Annotated in this window: 18 protein-coding genes and 1 tRNA gene; 17 read left to right on the top strand and 2 right to left on the bottom strand. The window is 57.7% G+C overall.

All coding sequences use genetic code 11. The features are described 5' to 3' along the window. Window positions 1–112: 112 nt before the first annotated feature. Window positions 113–940 (bottom strand): bifunctional DNA-formamidopyrimidine glycosylase/DNA-(apurinic or apyrimidinic site) lyase, encoded by an 828-nt coding sequence (mutM, locus tag CAL22_RS18045; RefSeq protein WP_094815609.1) that lies wholly within the window; start codon window positions 938–940, stop codon window positions 113–115. Here mutM and CAL22_RS18040 point away from each other — a divergent pair. The 14 genes from CAL22_RS18040 to CAL22_RS21050 all read left to right on the top strand — a co-directional run bounded on the left by CAL22_RS18040 (window position 939) and on the right by CAL22_RS21050 (window position 14,656). Further along, window positions 939–2,828, top strand: coding sequence for a tetratricopeptide repeat protein (locus CAL22_RS18040; protein WP_094815608.1), 1,890 nt, complete (start codon window positions 939–941; stop codon window positions 2,826–2,828). The two genes, mutM and CAL22_RS18040, sit on opposite strands and share 2 nt — an antisense overlap. Then, window positions 2,825–3,412 (top strand): lipoprotein insertase outer membrane protein LolB, encoded by a 588-nt coding sequence (gene lolB, locus CAL22_RS18035; protein ID WP_094815607.1) that lies wholly within the window; start codon window positions 2,825–2,827, stop codon window positions 3,410–3,412. The genes CAL22_RS18040 and lolB overlap by 4 nt, the downstream gene beginning before the upstream one ends. 11 nt (window positions 3,413–3,423) lie before the next feature. Next, the gene (ispE, locus tag CAL22_RS18030) at window positions 3,424–4,350 is read left to right on the top strand and encodes a 4-(cytidine 5'-diphospho)-2-C-methyl-D-erythritol kinase (protein ID WP_094815606.1); all 927 of its coding nucleotides are present in this window, start codon (window positions 3,424–3,426) and stop codon (window positions 4,348–4,350) included. Between the two features lies 1 nt (window position 4,351). After that, window positions 4,352–4,428, top strand: a tRNA-Gln gene (locus CAL22_RS18025). A 126-nt stretch (window positions 4,429–4,554) separates the two neighbouring features. Next, window positions 4,555–5,505 (top strand): ribose-phosphate pyrophosphokinase, encoded by a 951-nt coding sequence (locus CAL22_RS18020; protein ID WP_167383682.1) that lies wholly within the window; start codon window positions 4,555–4,557, stop codon window positions 5,503–5,505. Window positions 5,506–5,622: 117 nt separating this feature from the next. Continuing rightward, the gene (locus CAL22_RS18015) at window positions 5,623–6,219 is read left to right on the top strand and encodes a 50S ribosomal protein L25/general stress protein Ctc (protein WP_094815605.1); all 597 of its coding nucleotides are present in this window, start codon (window positions 5,623–5,625) and stop codon (window positions 6,217–6,219) included. Window positions 6,220–6,309: 90 nt separating this feature from the next. Beyond that, window positions 6,310–6,897, top strand: a complete 588-nt coding sequence (gene pth / locus CAL22_RS18010) for an aminoacyl-tRNA hydrolase (protein WP_094815604.1) — start codon at window positions 6,310–6,312, stop codon at window positions 6,895–6,897. Beyond that, complete coding sequence (locus CAL22_RS18005; protein WP_094815603.1) at window positions 6,897–7,631, top strand: CPBP family glutamic-type intramembrane protease; 735 nt, start codon at window positions 6,897–6,899, stop codon at window positions 7,629–7,631. The genes pth and CAL22_RS18005 overlap by 1 nt, the downstream gene beginning before the upstream one ends. A 168-nt stretch (window positions 7,632–7,799) precedes the next feature. Continuing rightward, window positions 7,800–8,894, top strand: coding sequence for a redox-regulated ATPase YchF (ychF, locus tag CAL22_RS18000; protein WP_094815602.1), 1,095 nt, complete (start codon window positions 7,800–7,802; stop codon window positions 8,892–8,894). 361 nt (window positions 8,895–9,255) lie between these two features. After that, on the top strand, window positions 9,256–10,563 hold the full coding sequence (locus tag CAL22_RS17995; RefSeq protein WP_143276996.1) for a site-specific integrase: 1,308 nt from the start codon (window positions 9,256–9,258) through the stop codon (window positions 10,561–10,563). 112 nt (window positions 10,564–10,675) lie between these two features. Next, a complete protein-coding gene (locus tag CAL22_RS21065; RefSeq protein ID WP_143276995.1) occupies window positions 10,676–12,238 on the top strand; it encodes a hypothetical protein in 1,563 nt (520 codons plus the stop codon). Beyond that, window positions 12,229–13,518, top strand: coding sequence for a hypothetical protein (locus tag CAL22_RS21060; RefSeq protein ID WP_143276994.1), 1,290 nt, complete (start codon window positions 12,229–12,231; stop codon window positions 13,516–13,518). The genes CAL22_RS21065 and CAL22_RS21060 overlap by 10 nt, the downstream gene beginning before the upstream one ends. Before the next feature lie 6 nt (window positions 13,519–13,524). After that, window positions 13,525–14,250 carry a hypothetical protein gene (locus CAL22_RS21055; RefSeq protein ID WP_143276993.1) on the top strand — a complete coding sequence of 242 codons (726 nt, stop codon included), beginning with the start codon at window positions 13,525–13,527 and terminating at the stop codon, window positions 14,248–14,250. Further along, window positions 14,234–14,656: a hypothetical protein gene (locus CAL22_RS21050; protein WP_143276992.1), complete on the top strand. Its 423-nt coding sequence runs from the start codon at window positions 14,234–14,236 to the stop codon at window positions 14,654–14,656. Before CAL22_RS21055 ends, CAL22_RS21050 begins: the two co-directional genes overlap by 17 nt. 160 nt (window positions 14,657–14,816) lie before the next feature. Here CAL22_RS21050 and CAL22_RS17990 read toward each other — a convergent pair whose 3' ends face one another. Beyond that, complete coding sequence (locus CAL22_RS17990; protein ID WP_244193972.1) at window positions 14,817–15,038, bottom strand: helix-turn-helix domain-containing protein; 222 nt, start codon at window positions 15,036–15,038, stop codon at window positions 14,817–14,819. Window positions 15,039–15,629: 591 nt separating this feature from the next. Here CAL22_RS17990 and CAL22_RS21045 point away from each other — a divergent pair. Genes CAL22_RS21045 through CAL22_RS21490 form a run of 3 tightly spaced genes read left to right on the top strand, consistent with a single transcriptional unit; the run spans window position 15,630 to window position 16,503 of the window. Beyond that, complete coding sequence (locus CAL22_RS21045; RefSeq protein WP_143276991.1) at window positions 15,630–15,845, top strand: hypothetical protein; 216 nt, start codon at window positions 15,630–15,632, stop codon at window positions 15,843–15,845. A gap of 2 nt (window positions 15,846–15,847) precedes the next feature. Beyond that, on the top strand, window positions 15,848–16,054 hold the full coding sequence (locus CAL22_RS21495) for an AbrB/MazE/SpoVT family DNA-binding domain-containing protein (protein ID WP_143276990.1): 207 nt from the start codon (window positions 15,848–15,850) through the stop codon (window positions 16,052–16,054). After that, entirely contained in the window at window positions 16,051–16,503 is a 453-nt protein-coding gene (locus CAL22_RS21490) for an NIF family HAD-type phosphatase (protein WP_094815598.1), read from the top strand. Before CAL22_RS21495 ends, CAL22_RS21490 begins: the two co-directional genes overlap by 4 nt. The last annotated feature ends 220 nt before the right edge of the window (window positions 16,504–16,723 follow it).

Raw genomic sequence — 16,723 nt, 5'->3', positions numbered from 1 at the left:
TCCTGTTCTTGATAGGGTGCGCGCGCTCTGTATGGCGGGCGCGTCTGGCGGAGACTATAGCGAGGCGTTCGTTTTTGTGCAATACGTTTGTTATAGACGAATTCTGATGGGGCTAGCGTTTTTGGCAATGCGGGCAGAAATAGGTGGCCCGCTGCCCCTGCACGATGCGGCGGATGGGCGTGCCGCAGACGCGGCAGGGCTGGCCCGCGCGCTCGTATACCGCCGCATGGATGGTGAAGTAGGCGCCGGGCTCGCCGCTGGCGCCGACGTAATCGCGCAAGGTGCTGCCGCCGGAGGCCAGGGCGTCGGTCAGGGTGGCGCGCACGGCCTGCGCCAGCCGTTCGCAGCGCGGGCCGGACAGCTTGCCGGCGGGCAGCCGCGGGTCGATGCCGGCGCGAAACAGGCTTTCGGAGGCATAAATATTGCCCACGCCGACCACGGCGTGGCCGGCCAGCAAGGCCTGTTTGATGGCCACGCGTTTGCCGCGGAACTGATCGTGCAGCCATTTGCCGTCAAAGCGCGGATCGAAGGGTTCGATGCCCAGCCCGATGAGCAGCGGGTGGCGCTCGACCGGGCCCGTGTCGGCCGGGTGCCAAAGCACGGCGCCGAAGCGGCGGGGATCGTGCAGCCGGAAGATCGCGTGGTCGAAGACCCAATCGACGTGATCGTGCTTGCGCGGCGCCTCGTCCAGCCCGACGCGGCGCAAGGAGCCGGACATGCCCAGGTGAACGATCTGCACGCCATGCTCGAAACGCAGCAGCAGATACTTGCCGCGGCGGTCGGTGGCCAGGACGGGGCGGCCGGCCAGCAGGGCGGGCAAGTCGGCGGGAATGGGCCAGCGCATGCGCGGCTCCCGGACCACCAGGCGGCGCAAGGCCTGGCCCTTGATGATGGCGTCGATTCCTCGGCGCGTGGTTTCGACTTCAGGCAGTTCCGGCATGAGCCAGTGTAAGATGGACAATTACGTGTACAAAGATTGTGCCATCAACCGGACGGGCCGCGTGAAGTTGTCGCTCAAACACATTAATTTCGGATTGGCCTCGTTGGCATTGGCGCTGACGAGTGTGCAGGCGGTCACTGCCCATGCCGCCGAGACGCGCCCTTCGCGGGACGCCACGGGGCCCCGGCTCATCGAGGCGCCGCGGCAACCGGAAACCCAGGTTATCCGCTTGCACCCGGGCCGTCTGCCCGATGTCAGCCTCACGGGCGACATTTTTTACCGCATTCTGGCCTCTGAGATCGCCGCGCAGCGGGGTCTGTATGGCCCGGCGGCCACCACCTTGCTCAATCTGGCGCGCGAGACCAGCGATCCGCGCCTGGCGCGGCGCGCGCTGGAGTTCCAGTTGGCCGGCGGCAATCTGCCCGGCGCGCTGGATGCTTCGCGCGTCTGGGCCCGGCTGTCGCCCGGCGATATCGAAGCCAGCTCCACCGAGCTGGCGCTGGCTGCGGCCAATGGGCAGACCAAAGGCCTGGCTCAGGCCTTGCGCCAGCGTATCGACGCCACGCCCGATAAAGTGGCCGGCATCACCCAGGCCATGGGCGTGCTCAGCCGCCTGAACGACCGCCGCCTTGCCTTGCGCATTCTCGACGAAGCGCTCTCCGACAATGTCCGCAAGTTGCCTGCCGCGCATCTGGCCCTGGCCGATGTGGCGCAGGCCGCGGGTGACTTCCCGCGCGCCGACAGCGAGGCCCGCGCCGCGCTGGCGGCCGACCCGCGCTCGGAGGCTGCCGCCCAGCGCGTGCTCGAGTATGGCGCGCGCGTCGACCCGGCCCGCGCCGAAGAGGCCGCGCGCGCGTTCATTGCGCGCAACCCCAATGCCCGCAAGCTGCATCTGATGCTGGCCGGCCTGATGGCCGAGCGCGGCGATTACGATGGCGCTCAGGCAGAGCTGTCGGCCATGGCGCGTCGCTCGCCCGAGGATTTCGATCTCCTTTTCATGCAGGCGCAGCTGGCCTACAAGGCCAATCATCTGGATCAGGCGCGTTCGCTGCTCAAGCAATACCTGGACGTACAGGATCAGCGCAAACAGGCCACCGTGCCCGGCGCCTCCGATGCCGGCGCGGCCGCCGCGGATGCGCATGTGCTGCTGTCGCGCATTGCCGAAGATCAGGGCCAGTACGACGAAGCCATCGCCGAGCTGGGGCGCATCGACGACCCCTCGATGCGTTATGGCGCGCACATGCGCCAGGCCACGCTGCGCGCCCGCCAGGGCCGCATCGACGAGGCGCTGGCGCTGGTCGACGCCGCCGGCCCCCAGGATGACGAAGAGCGCACGCTGGGTGTGTTGACCAAGGCGCAGATTCTGCGCGATGCCGACCGCATCGATCAGGCCGCCGCCTTGCTGATCAAGGCCGACCAGGCCATGCCCGATACGGTCGAAATCAAGTATGAGCTGGCCATGCTGCAAGAGCGCCGCGGCCAGATCGACCAGCTCGAGAAGCTGCTGCGCCAGGTTATCGCTCTCGACCCCGAGCATGCGCATGCCTACAACGCGCTGGGCTACACGCTGGCCGATCGCAAGCAACGCCTGCCCGAAGCCCTGGATCTGATCACCCAGGCGCTGGAGTTGTCCCCCGACGACCCCTTCATCCTCGACAGCATGGGTTGGGTCAAATTCCGCATCGGCGATCTGCCGGCCGCGGCCGAGTATCTCAAGCGCTCGTACGCCAAGCGGCCCGAGCCGGATATCGCGGCCCATCTGGCTGAAGTCTTGTTGGCGCAAGGCCAGCGTCCGGAGGCCGAGACCCTGTTGCGCGAGGCCTACCGCAAGGATCCCAAGAACGGCACGGTGCTCGACACCATGAAGCGCCTCGGAGTGCAGCCGTGAGTCCGCGCCGTGCGTGGCTGACGCGCGCCGCCCGCCTGGGGCTGGTGTTGTCGGTGGGCCTGATCGCGGCCTGTTCCAGCCTGCCCAAATCGCAGGGCGTGGCCGGGGACAGTTTCACGCGGGCCGGGCGTTTCGCCATTACCGCCACCGAAGCCGACGGCCGCCAGCAGGCGGTGCAGGGCGGCTTTCAGTGGCAGGACAATGGCCGTGAATATGTGCTGGACCTGACCAACCCCCTGGGCTCGACCGAAGCGCGGGTGCAGGGCCGGCCCGGCTCGGCGCAACTGACGCGGGCCAACGGTTCCAGTTTGCAGGCCGACGATCCCGATACGCTGGCCGAAGACGCCCTGGGCAGCCCCGTGCCGGTATCCGGCTTGCGCGATTGGTTGCGCGGCCGGCTGGCCAGTCAGCCCGAGGCGCAATCCGTGCGCCGCGACGAAGCCGGCCATCTGGCGCGCTTCGAGCAAGGGGGCTGGTCGGTGCAGTTGTCGCGCTACGACAGCGCGGGCCCGCAATTGCTCATGCTCGAGCGTCAGGAGGCAGGCCGCCGCATCGTGGTGCGCCTGGTCGTCAACCCGGCCTGAACCGCAACATCGTGACGCTTTACGACGTTCCCGCGCCGGCCAAACTCAATCTCTTTCTGCACATCGTGGGCCGGCGCTCCGATGGCTACCATCTGCTGCAAAGCGTGTTCCGCTTCGTGGACCTGTGTGACACCCTGTCTTTCGAGGCGCGGCCGGACGGGGTGATCGAGCGGGCCTATACGCTGCCTGGCGTGGCGCCCGAACAAGACCTCATCGTGCGCGCCGCGCGCGCCTTGCAGGCGGCCTGCGGCGTGCGCCAGGGCGCGCGCATCGGGCTGGTCAAGCGCATTCCGCAAGGCGGAGGCCTGGGCGGCGGGTCGAGCGATGCGGCCACCACGCTCATCGCCCTGAACCGCCTGTGGGGCTGCGGCCTGTCGCGTCGCGACCTCATGGCGCTGGCCCTGCCGCTGGGCGCCGATGTGCCGGTGTTCGTTTTCGGGCAATCGGCCTTCGCGCAGGGCGTGGGCGAAGACCTGCAGGCCGTCAGCCTGCCGCAGGCCGCCTATCTGCTGCTGCAGCCCGACGCCAGCGTGCCCACCGGTGAGATTTTTTCCGCCCCTGATTTGACACGCAATTCAAAACGCGTCAGAATTACGGACTTTCTTGCTTTGCCTAATTTTGGCTTCGGTCAAAATGACATGGAAGCGGTGGTTTTCCGGCTCTATCCTCAGATTGAGGCTTGTGTCCGGGGGCTGGCTGAGCTCGGTATCCGGGTTCGAATGTCCGGGTCTGGTGCATGTTTATTTGCCGAGTACCCAACACTGTCTGCAGCCAGTCAAGCTGAAGGCGTTTTGGCAAAGTTCGAAAATACCGCTACAATGCGCGGCGCTGGCAAAACAGTCAGCGAAACGCAGCCCGAATTTCAGTTGGGTTTTCGCTTGATCAAGGCATGCGCCGGGTTAAACGAGCATCCGCTGCGAAGTTGGATTGCAAGCTAGTTGGGGAGTCGCCAAGCTGGTTAAGGCACCGGATTTTGATTCCGGCATGCGAAGGTTCGAATCCTTCCTCCCCAGCCAAACCAATACATAAAAAAGCTGTTGAACTCCGCCTTCAGACTGGCTCAGGTTCAGCAGCTTTTTTGTTTTGCGGGTTGTCGCGGTTTTTCGCGCCCCGTTCAGTGTTAAACGACCATCATCTGCATCATGGCAAACGACAGCTTCATGATTTTCACGGGCACGGCAAACACCCGCCTCGCCGTGGACGTAGTCAACCATCTGGACATGTCCCTCGGCAAAATGACCGTGGGCCGCTTCTCGGATGGCGAGGTGATGGTCGAGATCAATGAAAACGTTCGCGGCAAGGATGTTTTCGTGCTCCAGCCGACCTGCGCGCCGACCAACGACAACCTGATGGAAATCATGGTGATGGTCGATGCCCTGCGCCGCGCCTCGGCCGGCCGCATCACGGCCGCCATCCCGTATTTCGGCTACGCCCGCCAGGACCGCCGCCCGCGTTCGGCCCGCGTCGCCATCTCGGCCAAGGTCGTGGCCAACATGCTGCAAGTCGCCGGCGTCGACCGCGTCCTGACCATGGACCTGCACGCCGACCAGATCCAGGGCTTTTTCGACATCCCCGTGGATAACATCTACGCGGGTCCGATCCTGCTGGGCGATCTGTGGCGCCGCAATCTGTCCAACCTGGTCGTCGTATCGCCCGACATCGGCGGCGTGGTGCGCGCCCGCGCGCTGGCCAAGCAGCTCGAAGCCGACCTGGCCATCATCGACAAGCGCCGCCCGCGCGCCAACGTCTCCGAAGTGATGAACATCATCGGTGAGGTGGATGGCCGGACCTGTATCATTATGGACGACATGGTCGATACCGCCGGCACGCTGTGCAAGGCTGCCCAGGCCCTCAAAGACCGTGGCGCCGGCGCCGTTTACGCTTATTGCACCCACCCCGTGTTGTCTGGCGGTGCGGTCGAACGTATTGCCTCGTCCTCGCTGGACGAACTCGTCGTCACGGACACCATTCCGCTGTCCGAAGAAGCCCAGGCCTGCGGCAAGATCCGCCAACTGTCCTGCGCTGCGCTGCTGGGCGAGACCATTCTGCGTATTTCCAACGCCGAATCGGTCAGCTCGCTGTTCGCCGACTGAACCCAGTCAAGAATTTGCCCGTCGCTGGTCGCGGCGATGGGCCAATGCCACGCCGGCATGTTGCCTGGCGTGTTTTACACAGGCGGGTCGTTCCGCCAGATTGTTTGGAGCTTTTCCATGAAATTCAATGCCACTGCGCGTAGCGTCCAGGGTTCGAGTGCGAGCCGCCGCCTGCGCCGCGCGGGTCGCGTTCCCGCCATCGTTTATGGCGGCACGGCCACCCCGCTGAACATCGAGCTGGACCACAACGAAATTTTCCATGCCCTGCGCAAGGAACAATTCCACGCTTCCATCCTGACCATGGCGGTGGAAGGCGGCAAGAGCGAACAGGTTCTGCTGCGCTCGGTCCAATGGCACCCGTACAAGCAGCAAGTCATGCACGTTGACTTCCAGCGCGTCGACGCCAACCAGGCGCTGCACACCAAGGTGCCCCTGCACTTCATCAACGCCGAGACCTCGCCGGCCGTCAAGCTCAGCGCCGCCATCATTTCCCACGTCATCACCGAAGTGGAAGTGACCTGCCTGCCGCAAGCGCTGCCGCAGTTCATCGAAGTCAACCTCGGCGATCTGCTGGGCGGTGGCTCGGTGCACCAGAAGGACATCGTCCTGCCCAAGGGCGTGACCTTCACGCACCCGAACGATGAGCAGGTGATTGCTGCCGCCGTCGTCAAGGGCGGCGCCGCCGAAGCTGAAGAAGACGCTCCGGCTGCCTGATAGGTCAGCCGGGCTTGCGCCCGCTGCTGCCCCGAACCCTGCGCCTGCGATTTGCATGCGCAGGGTTTTTTATGTTCTAAACACGCCATCATGTCCGAACCGATCCGCTTGATCGTCGGGCTGGGCAATCCCGGCCCCGATTACGAAACCACCCGGCACAACGCCGGCTTCTGGCTAGCCGACCATCTGGCCGATGACTTGCGCGCGTCTTTTACGCTCGAAAAGGCCTTTATGGGCCAGGTCGCCAAAGCCCGCTTCGAGGGCGAGAACGTCCTGCTGCTCAAGCCCATCACCTATATGAACCGCTCCGGCCAGGCCGTGGGCGCGCTGGCGCGCTTTTACAAACTGGCGCCCGAGCAGGTGCTGGTGTTGCACGACGAGCTCGATCTGCTTCCCGGACAAGTCAAGATGAAGCAGGGCGGCGGCCATGCCGGCCACAATGGCCTGAAGGACATCCAGGCCGCGCTGGGCACGCCCAACTTCTGGCGCCTGCGCATCGGCATCGGCCACCCGCGCACGCTCAATCTTGCCCAGCAGGTCGCCGACTTCGTGCTGCATCCGCCGCGCCGCGACGAGCAGCTCGAGATCGAGAAAGTCATCGACCGCTGCCGCGCCATCGTTCCGGCCCTGCTGCGCGGGGATTTCGCGCAAGCCACCCGCCAGTTGCATACCGCCTGATGACGCGCCTGACGCTGCGCCAGGAAGTGGCCGATTGGTGGCGTTTCGTGCGCCGACCCACGCTGGCCGGCCGGATCGGCCCGCGCCACGGCGGGGCGATGGCCGATTGGTGGCTCAATATCCGTCCGGGCCGTTTGTTGGCCTGGGCCGGGCTCTTGTGGCTGTTCAACCTCGTCCTGCTGGGCCCTATCGCGGTGGGCGCCGCCACCCTGGGCGGCGCGCAACACCGCATGAACCCGGAGAATATCCCCTGGCTGGCCGCGGTCGTCTGGGCGCCCCTGGTCGAGGAAATGCTGTTTCGCTACGGCCTGCGGCGGCCCTTGCAGGCCTTGTGGGTCGTGCCGGCCATCCTGCCCGCCTTGTTCTGGGGCGCGCAATTCTGGACGGCCTGCATCACCGCCGCGGTTGTCTTGCTCGCCATTTACAGCACGCGCCGCATGGGCGGCTTCAAGCGTGCGCCCCGGCGCCTGTATGCCCGCCATTTCGGGCTGGTCTTTCATCTGGTGGCGCTGGCCTTCGCCGCGGTGCATCTGAGCAACTTTTCCTTCACCAGCATGGCCTGGTGGCTGCTGCCCTTGCTGGTGTTGCCGCAATGGCTGACCGGGCTGGTGCTGGGCTGGATGCGGGTGCGGCGTGGCATCGCCGCTTCCATGGCCCTGCATGCGGTGTTCAACGCCGGGCCCATGGTCATGATCTGGCTGTTGCTCAAACTGGCGCCCGACATGGCGCTTTGAGGGCCGTCCCGCGGTGGCGGGCGGCCAACCGGTTAAAATCAAGTTTTCGCGGATTGATCATGGGCGGCGCGCCACAGCGGCGGGGCTTGCCCGGATGAGCAAACACAGGCGCAGGCGCAATCGGCCGCGCACCCGGCAGCGCCGGGACATCATCATTCAAGGATTTCCATGGCTCTGCAATGCGGCATCGTCGGCCTGCCCAACGTCGGCAAATCGACGCTCTTCAACGCTCTGACCCGTGCCGGTATCGCGGCCGAGAATTACCCCTTCTGCACCATCGAACCCAACGTGGGCGTGGTCGAAGTGCCGGATCCCCGCCTCGGCAAGCTGGCTGAGATCGTCAAGCCCGAGCGCGTACTGCCGGCCACCGTCGAGTTCGTCGACATTGCCGGCCTGGTGGCGGGCGCCAGCCAGGGCGAAGGCCTGGGCAACCAGTTCCTCTCGCACATCCGCGAGACCGACGCCATCGTCAACGTCGTGCGCTGCTTCGAAGACCCCAACGTCATCCACGTGGCCGGCAAGGTGGACCCCATCGCCGACATCGAAGTCATCGAAACCGAACTGGCACTGGCCGACCTGCAGACCGCCGAGAAAGCCCTGCATCGCCACTCCAAGACCGCGCGCTCCGGCGACAAAGACGCCCAGCGCCTGGTCGGCGTGCTCGAAAAATGCATCGCCCACCTGAACGAAGCCAAACCGGTGCGTTCCATGGGCCTGTCCGATGACGACCTCGCCCTGATCAAGCCCCTGTGCTTCATCACCGCCAAGCGCGCCATGTACGTTGGCAACGTCAGCGATGACGGCTTTAGCAACAACCCGCTGCTGGACCGCCTCACCGAATTCGCCAACAAGCGCAACGCGCCCGTCGTCGCCATCTGCGCGGCCATCGAATCCGAAATCGTCGACCTGGCCGATGAAGACCGTCAGGCCTTCCTGGCCGACATGGGCATGGAAGAGCCGGGCCTGAACCGTCTGATCCGCGCGGCGTTCAAACTGTTGGGTCTGCAGACCTACTTCACCGCCGGCGTCAAGGAAGTCCGCGCCTGGACCGTGCCCATCGGCGCGACCGCCCCGCAAGCCGCAGGCGTCATCCACACCGACTTCGAACGCGGCTTCATCCGCGCCCAGACCATCGCCTATGACGACTACATCGCCTGCAAGGGCGAACAAGGCGCCAAGGAAGCCGGCAAAATGCGCGCCGAAGGCAAGGAATACATCGTGCAAGACGGCGACGTGATGAATTTCTTGTTTACCCCTAAGTAGGCTGTTATGGACAGTTACCCCTAAGATCGGGGGTATTGACATTGTTTTCTTGTGAAAGTTGAGCTGCCTCAGGGCAGCTCTTTTTTTGCCTGCTTGGATGCTTAAGTAAAACGTGCGGCAACACCGCTATAGGTACAGAATGTAGGCATTTTTCATTCTTCTGGATATACTGTAAGTAATTGATTTTAAAGTAATATTTGACACGCTTCGTGCGTGATTGTTATTCTGCCGCTCATTTGATAACAATAAATAGGAAAAGTATGGGCAAACTAAATCTGAGCATTGAGATAGCAGAGCATGGGTGGCTACCATGCACGCGAGTCTGGGAATACATAGTTGATGCAGGAAAGTGGGACGGGCTTTGCGCGGTCAATTGCCATTCCGTTTTTCTCAGAATGCTTCGGCTATGGCGCGGCTAACAACTATTGAATTGACGGGATATGCTCTTCGCGAATTAAAAGACGGAGGGCTAGAGTGGGCTATTAATTTGGATAAGGGCTTGCGGCATCTCCCTCAGATATTCTGGGAAAACGGACGAGGTTGGGACGAGGTTAATGTTTGGGCGCTTCGTCAAGTTGAAGACGGAGCAGATTACGAGACCGTAAAGAGTCTCATGAAGGCCTTGCAGCGGTACGCCAATTTTCTTGAGTTGAATGACTATGATTGGCGGCACTTCCCTCAGCGCAAAGAAGATCAAGTTTTGAGGGCTTTTAGAAAAAGCTTGATGAGCAGTATTGAGGACGGCACATATGCCTCATCGACCGCCAGTTCGACAATGTACGCCGTTATTCGATTTTATAATTTCGCAAAAGATAATAATCTAATCAGCCCAAATGCCCCATTATGGAGCGCTGAAAAAAAAATAAGGCACTTCATTGATGCAAGGGGATTTGCGCGCGCAATGGTCCGAGACGGCACAGACCTCGCAATTCCCCTCCGTGCACGTATAGGTAACGGCGTCGAGGACGGCCTCCTGCCACTCAGCGCGAAAGATGCCAAAGAACTAATGAAATTTAGTTCTCAGAAAAACACTATCGAACTGCATCTAATGCTGGCTATTGGGATGTTCACTGGCGCCAGAGTTGGCACGGTAATAACCCTCACGGGGCAGGCGATCCAAGGTGCAGTGGAGCATCCAGTGATAAGTGACCTCTACTTGATCCGTGTAGGCCCGGGAACTGCGGTGCGCACGAAATTTAACGTTTCTGGCGATCTTGAGGTTCCGAAGCAGCTACTCCTTGATCTAAAAAAATACCTTTTCTCAACAAGGAGACTATTACGCTTAGCGAAGAACGCTTCGGCCAGTAGGGACACTCTTTTTCTCAATCGCTATGGAAGGCCTTACTCCGTGGCAACAATAGATTCGTTGGTAAGCCAAATGCGTAAACGAGCTATCAATGAAGGGCTAACAGAATTTAAAAATTTTGTTTTTCATGAAACACGCGCTACGTTCGGCACGGCAAGAGCGAGCGTATTGCTAAATATTGGGTTGTCTCGAAGTGAGGCAGTGGATCAGGTGCGAACCGCAATGTTTCATAAAGATGAGAGTTCCACGCTGCGGTATATAAAGTTTGTGGACAAGGCCTCACAAAAGTCTGATGCGGCGAATAGGTTCTACGAAGAGACAGTTGGACTGAGAAATGAAGATTGGAACGCGCTTGGTAAGTAATAGCCTACCTAAACTCACGTTCCCATCGGCCAAACTGTCTAGAAGCGAAACGCCATGGGACTTAACTCCATTGTTATTCAAAGGAGCGGCACGATTCACAATAAAAAAGGCCATGACGGATATTGAAAATGGAAAATATCCCATGCAGCCATGTGTTAAGAGGACGGATTTTGTAATAGGCCTGCATGCGGAAATGAACGCTGATTTGCTGTCAGGCTCATCTACCGAGACGCTTAGAGACAGAATTTCTAAACTGCGTATGTTCTTCGCATATGCTGACCAGTCCGGAAAAGATCTCGACGTCGACACTGCCCTGGACGTCTTTTTACAATGGACAGATTTTCTAATTCATCGCAGTCAGAAAATAAAAGAATATCGAGATAATAAATCGATTTCGGCGGCCCCGCTTAAAGCTAGTTCAATATATGCATACGCCAAAGTAATATCTGACCTGTTAGATGTTGTTTTGGATAGAAGGGCCAGTGTTTTGAACCTTACGAGAGTTAGGAGCCCTCGCCGTCAGATCACAGCGGCTGGAAGGACTGCGGAAAAAACAAGCCGAAAAGACTTTCTACTGCAAGGCCGTTTTTCAGCTGAAATATGTCGTGTAGTGGATGTCGAGTTTTTGAGAGATCTACCCCCGACGCAGGTCTATATTCGTGACGATGCCTGTTTGCGAATTGGCAAATGGGGTGTGCCTTCAGAGGGGAACTCAATAGATTATGGACTCGGGCGCCAGGACTACCTTATAAGTCTGCGGATCGAAGCAGAGCTCCATCTTTTTATCTCGCAGACAAGCATGAATGTTAGTCAGGCGGTTCGGTTAAATGTAGGGAATCTGCGTTACACGAGTTATACGGATGGGTATCGAGTCACCATCAGAAAGGGCAGACGCCAAGGCGATGTGACGTTCGAAATATATAAAGAGTATCGTGCTCATCTTGAGAGGTACTTGGCCTGGCGGCGAATTTTCTGTCCGTCCGAAAGTAGACTTTTTCCGTTGAGCCAGGAGCCAGGGGCGCAGGCTGAGCTGCGCGCACTGCATAGATTCCGTAGGATCTTCAGGGCGCTGGATGTTCCTTACGTGTGCCCTAGAAAATTGCGGGGAATGCGCATCAATTTTCTAATGGCCTCTTCGGTGGCTATGGATGTTGAATCAGTAGCGGAGACGATGCAGCATGGCGAGCGGACTCTGATCCAGGTCTACCACCGGCCCAGTTTCCATAGGGCGACGGCTGAGATTGGGAGGTTCTGGAAGAAGGCCACAGTTGTTCAGGAAAAATCGATTGCTCCTGGTGGCTGTCTAAAGAACGTCGCCGTAGCGGCGCATATTCCTAATACAGCGCCCAGACCTGATTGTGTTAGACCGTCGGGATGCTTATGGTGTGAAAGTCATCGGGATATAGACGAGTTTGATTATGTTTGGGCGTTGACAACCTTTGGGCAACTCAAACAACTCGAATTTAGTGTATCTGGGCTCGAGTGGTCTGACGATGCACCGTCACCGGTTCAGTCTGTGATTGAGAAAATTCGGGGAAAACTGCGTTGGCTGGAGGAGTCTTCAACAGAACGATTGGGGTGGGTAGAAGAAGCGTCCGAGCGTGTCGCAGAGGGATACTGGCACCCAGATTGGGAGGCGACAATGCAGAGTGTGGAGCACAGGTTATGGCAATGATCCACTCGGAGCTCTCGATTGCTGCAAGTCCTATACCAATTTCAACTGAGCACCCTTGCTACCGACCTCCCTCTTTACCACCTCCTAATGACTGGATGGTGAGTTTAAAGACGGATGGTACGCCTGCGTCATCGTGGAGTGACTGCGTTTGGGACTTCTCTGCCTGGGCAGGTAAAAGTTTGCGACTTCGTTTCGACAAGCCTAAACTGCATCCGCGTAACGAATACATATTAAGGGTCGTGGCAACGCTTCTTATTTGGTGGCCAGTTTATAAATTAAGCTGGAACACAATAAGGTCGCGATTCAATAGTATTAAACGTCTCGTGTGCATGTGTGATAGGGAGAATATTTCAGCCAGCGATTTATCTCGCTTTCCCGAGCTAATAGAGAAGTTTGGGAAAGAGTTGAAGGCATCTTGGAAGTCGACGGATGTTCTATATCTCGACCGTTTGATAATGTTTCAAGATCAGATAGGCTTCAAAATACTAGACGAAGCTGGCATTTCAATTTTGGCAAAGGCCATCGGGGAGAAAAAGGAGTCTGACCAGACTCCCTACATTCCCCCCAGAATTTGGAATTACCAAATTGAAAGGTTGTCGGACTGTCTTTCGGATTACTGGGTCCACCGAGAAAGGATAGAGGCATGTTTTAATTATTGTGTAGATGCGTACGCTGCTAGTGTCTCGAGTGGTGATCTCAGTGATTTCTATGTTCTGAGACGGAGTCGAAAAAAGCTTAAGTCACCACTTTTTTCGGGCCCAGGAAAGGCGAATAGAGATAGCGTAGAAAATTTCGAAGACATTTTAAACCGCTTTGATCTGATGGAGCTATTCGACAAGTGGGTGACGACAAACCCGACTGGGAATGGCTGGACGATCAAGTCTTTGACGTCCTACCTTGGCATGGTACAGCTGGCTGGTATAGCTTTCATTATCACTTTTACTCTTATGCGAAAAGAAGAAGTGTCGAGTTTGAGAGCAGATTGTCTCCAATGGCATGACACTGAGCTTGGGTTTTTTCCAGTAATCCATGGTGAGACGACGAAAACCAATCCGGACAGTGATGCCCGATGGGTGACCAGTGATGTAATTGAAACGGCATTACATCCACTAATTTCTATTGCGCGGCTTAGAGTGCGATGTGCGCAGGCTGCGGGTGTGGAAGAGGGGAACTGCGGAGACTTCATGAATCCACTGGTGTGGACCTCCGCATATGAGCCATGGATGCCGGTTCTAGCCACTAGGTCAGACTATTCAGTTAGAAAAGTCATCCCTAATTAATTGTCGATGATATCCAAATATGAAAAGCTGTTCGATCCCGATCTTCTGAGAATTACAGAAGCGGATCTGCGGTTTGCTTGCATGTTTTCACCGTTCTTGGATAAGGATCCTAGGTTTCAGATTGGGAAGATATGGCCACTTGCCCATCACCAACTTCGCCGTACAGGAGCTGTGAATATGTTTGCTTCTGGGGTGAGCGACAGTTCTATCCAGGTTCAGTTACAGCACCTCAATGTAATTCAGACCGCTTATTATGGAAGAAATTTTACAAGGCTTAGGTTGTCGCAGGAAACCGACGCCGCGGTGCGCGAGGCGAAATACGAAGTTATCGCCTGCGAGTTAATGAGGTTGTCTTCCGATCGTTATGTTTCACCTAGAGGTGCCACTGCGAAAACCGAGATCGTAAACTTGGTGTCAAAGGGGGATTATAGAAAATTGATAAAGTCTGCTCGGCTTGGTCATGTATCTTTTCGTAGGACGCGGTTGGGTGCATGTACTCAGGTTGCACCGTGTGACTACGGGGGTATTGAATCAATTGCTCGGTGTGCGGGTGAAGGCGGTACCAAAGGCTGCAAGGATGCGGTTTTCGATCGCGAATTGGAAGGAGTAGTTAGGCGGCAGCTAAAGCAATTGGAGCAAGCAAGCTTATTAGAAATCACAGGTTCTCCACGACAGCTTGCACTACTTCGGGAGATTGGCGGTCTAAGGAATTATCTTGAAATTATCCAATAGACTTAATGCAGAGAGTAAGTATCGAGAAGCCTTTTTGCGCTTGAAAAGCGGTAATCCTACCGTTCTACCAGTGGGCGCGCCGGTGTCTCAAAATAATGTGGCACGGGAAGCAGGAACAGATCCCTCAGCACTCCGCAAGAGCAGATTTCCAGCGCTTATTTTGGAAATTCAGGCTTATGTTGAGATTGTAGGTGCGGGCGAAGCGCTGGAATCCAAACGTCGAGCCACACACGCCAAGCGCAAATTGGATTCGAGACGAGCTCAACAACTCTTGGTGCAGCAACGAGATGATGCGCAATCTCAATTGGTTCAGTTGCAAATGAAAGTTCTAGAGCTAGCGATAGAAAATAAGAGGCTCGAAGAAGAGTTGGAAGCGTTGAGGCCACCGGTCATAAAGCTGCGCTGAAAGTAAAGGCTTGGTGGCCTCGCCGAATTATGACGGGCAACTTTTTCAGCGAAATGGTTGCCGGCCTAACTAGGCTCGTCTGGGGGGGGGGCGAATAAGCCGCGGTTCCATCGTTCGATTTTTCCGACTGGCAAGCGACGCCCATCAAAGTCCTCGGGATTTACCGTGTGGCTGGGGGAATCGACACACTGTCAAATACCCGCATGAACTCGGCATAAGACACGTTTAGGGCTGTGCACCACATTCTCAACTCGACCACGTCTAAGCGTCTCTGCCCTCGTTCACACTTGCTGATGAAAGATTGCGTCTCATCCAATTCGTTGGCTAAGTCCTGTTGCGTAAGGCCCACTTGCTCTCTGGCCGCAATCAGTAGCCTTAGCATCTGCCCGTAGTTGTAGGTGTAGATCGACTTGTCCATGGTTGTGCCGGCGTGGTTAGCAGCACAAAGGTTGAAGTCTGTTTTCGAATAGTCCAAAATCGACTATTCTTGTTGGTATATCTAAAAACCACCTTGGACGGAACTAGACGTGGCTAGGCAAAGCATAAGCCGGGCTCTCAGCGGAGTCATGTGGGCAGCAGACGCAACGCCACCAACATTGGAGGAGTCTGGCCTGACTTGGAGCAAGCAGGCCGCCAATCCCGCGGTGCTGTCTGGCGCTGGACTCATCCATGAAATGCTCACAGTCGATGGAGTATTCGCGCTCCGGCTAGGCCGGACAGGACTGGCCTACATCGACGGTTCCAACACGTACCTAATTGCTGAACAGCCTCGGAGCGTCAGGGTTTTGGATGCCTACACAGTCATCGAGCGAATGGGCAAAGACCTAGCGGAGGAACACGAAGCGAGATTCATCGAGCTTGAACAAGGGTACGAGTGCGCCATTGGCGAAGTCACGTCGCTCGGCAGGACAAGGGGAGAGGCTGCAATCCGAGCTTGGCTGTTTCATCACGCGTCGCAACCAAGAGGTAAGAGATGATCAAGTGCACAGAACCGCTGACCGACAGACCTTTCCCATGTGAACCAGTTGATCTCACCTTAGCCAACCGCGTGCTCAGCGACCTGGCCAAGCAGGAGGGTGATTTGGCCGCAGCCTACTGGAATTCGGTGCTGAACCTGCTCGCACATTCGGGCCGAATGCACGCCGAGCTCCTCAGCATTCGCAACAAAAAGTGGAGCGACGGGAAGTAACGATGCCGTCCCAGAAAAGGCAAACATATAAGCTCGATTCCAGAGGGCGTGTGACGATCCCCAAAGACCTCCGCAATCGTGCCGCCTGGCGGCCCGGTGATCGCATCGTATTCCTCATAGCTAAGAACGACACGCTCACCGCGCACCTCGCTTCTGGCAATAGCACATCAGCAAGCCCCCCGCCCCACACTGAGATGGAAAACTTGTGATATCTAGCCCCTCAATCCTCGCACTTGATCTCGAGGGCACGCTAATTTCCAACGCAGCCAGTCAAATTCCACGTCCAGGGCTCTTACCGTTCCTTGAGCGGTGCCGAACGCTCTTTCCGCGGATTGTGATGTTTACAACAGTTAGTGAGTCGCGTTTTCGCGCTATCGCAAGCCTTTTAGTAGCGGAAGATGTTGCCCCAGCTTGGTTTGCCCAACTGGAGTATGTCACTTGGACCGGTACGACAAAAAACCTGGAGATGATCAGCGATGCGAAAGTTCTTCAGTGTCTTCTTGTGGACGATTTCGAAGGCTACGTTCATCCCGGACAAACTGCTCAATGGATCCGCGTCGAGTCATTCTCGCACCCATATGACGCGTCAGACATTGAGCTAACCGCCACTCTGAAGGCAATAGAGGAACGATTCGGATCCGCGATCACGACATGTTGACTGGCTGCCTCAGCTTCTAAGTTCACTAGGTACGGTGTGCAGATCCTACTCAGCTAACACTTCTCGAAGTGTACGAGGCACTTGGCTCGCCGCCCTTGTTTGCCGTCAGCTATCGCAACGATGAATGTCCTTGCCAAGCGGAACAATTGGCCAATCTCGTTGTGGGAAACGCCCTCAGAGAAGCAGAATTATTGGTATTGAACCGGCTATCAGCGTTGAC

Source organism: Bordetella genomosp. 12 (assembly GCF_002261355.1).
GTDB lineage: Bacteria > Pseudomonadota > Gammaproteobacteria > Burkholderiales > Burkholderiaceae_B > Bordetella.
Note: the sequence above shows the minus strand (reverse complement) of the source record. Positions and strands in the feature narration are given on the sequence as shown.

Bases quoted from the DNA above. Each gene is read 5' to 3' on its own strand.
- CAL22_RS18040 (WP_094815608.1), top strand. From the start codon at position 939: ATGAGCCAGTGTAAGATGGACAATTACGTGTACAAAGATTGTGCCATC.
- mutM (WP_094815609.1), bottom strand. From the start codon at position 940: ATGCCGGAACTGCCTGAAGTCGAAACCACGCGCCGAGGAATCGACGCC.
- CAL22_RS18020 (WP_167383682.1), top strand. From the start codon at position 4,555: ATGGCAAACGACAGCTTCATGATTTTCACGGGCACGGCAAACACCCGC.
- CAL22_RS18015 (WP_094815605.1), top strand. From the start codon at position 5,623: ATGAAATTCAATGCCACTGCGCGTAGCGTCCAGGGTTCGAGTGCGAGC.
- pth (WP_094815604.1), top strand. From the start codon at position 6,310: ATGTCCGAACCGATCCGCTTGATCGTCGGGCTGGGCAATCCCGGCCCC.
- CAL22_RS18005 (WP_094815603.1), top strand. From the start codon at position 6,897: ATGACGCGCCTGACGCTGCGCCAGGAAGTGGCCGATTGGTGGCGTTTC.
- ychF (WP_094815602.1), top strand. From the start codon at position 7,800: ATGGCTCTGCAATGCGGCATCGTCGGCCTGCCCAACGTCGGCAAATCG.
- CAL22_RS21065 (WP_143276995.1), top strand. From the start codon at position 10,676: ATGACGGATATTGAAAATGGAAAATATCCCATGCAGCCATGTGTTAAG.
- CAL22_RS21060 (WP_143276994.1), top strand. From the start codon at position 12,229: ATGGCAATGATCCACTCGGAGCTCTCGATTGCTGCAAGTCCTATACCA.
- CAL22_RS21055 (WP_143276993.1), top strand. From the start codon at position 13,525: ATGATATCCAAATATGAAAAGCTGTTCGATCCCGATCTTCTGAGAATT.
- CAL22_RS17990 (WP_244193972.1), bottom strand. From the start codon at position 15,038: ATGCTAAGGCTACTGATTGCGGCCAGAGAGCAAGTGGGCCTTACGCAA.
- CAL22_RS21045 (WP_143276991.1), top strand. From the start codon at position 15,630: ATGATCAAGTGCACAGAACCGCTGACCGACAGACCTTTCCCATGTGAA.
- CAL22_RS21495 (WP_143276990.1), top strand. From the start codon at position 15,848: ATGCCGTCCCAGAAAAGGCAAACATATAAGCTCGATTCCAGAGGGCGT.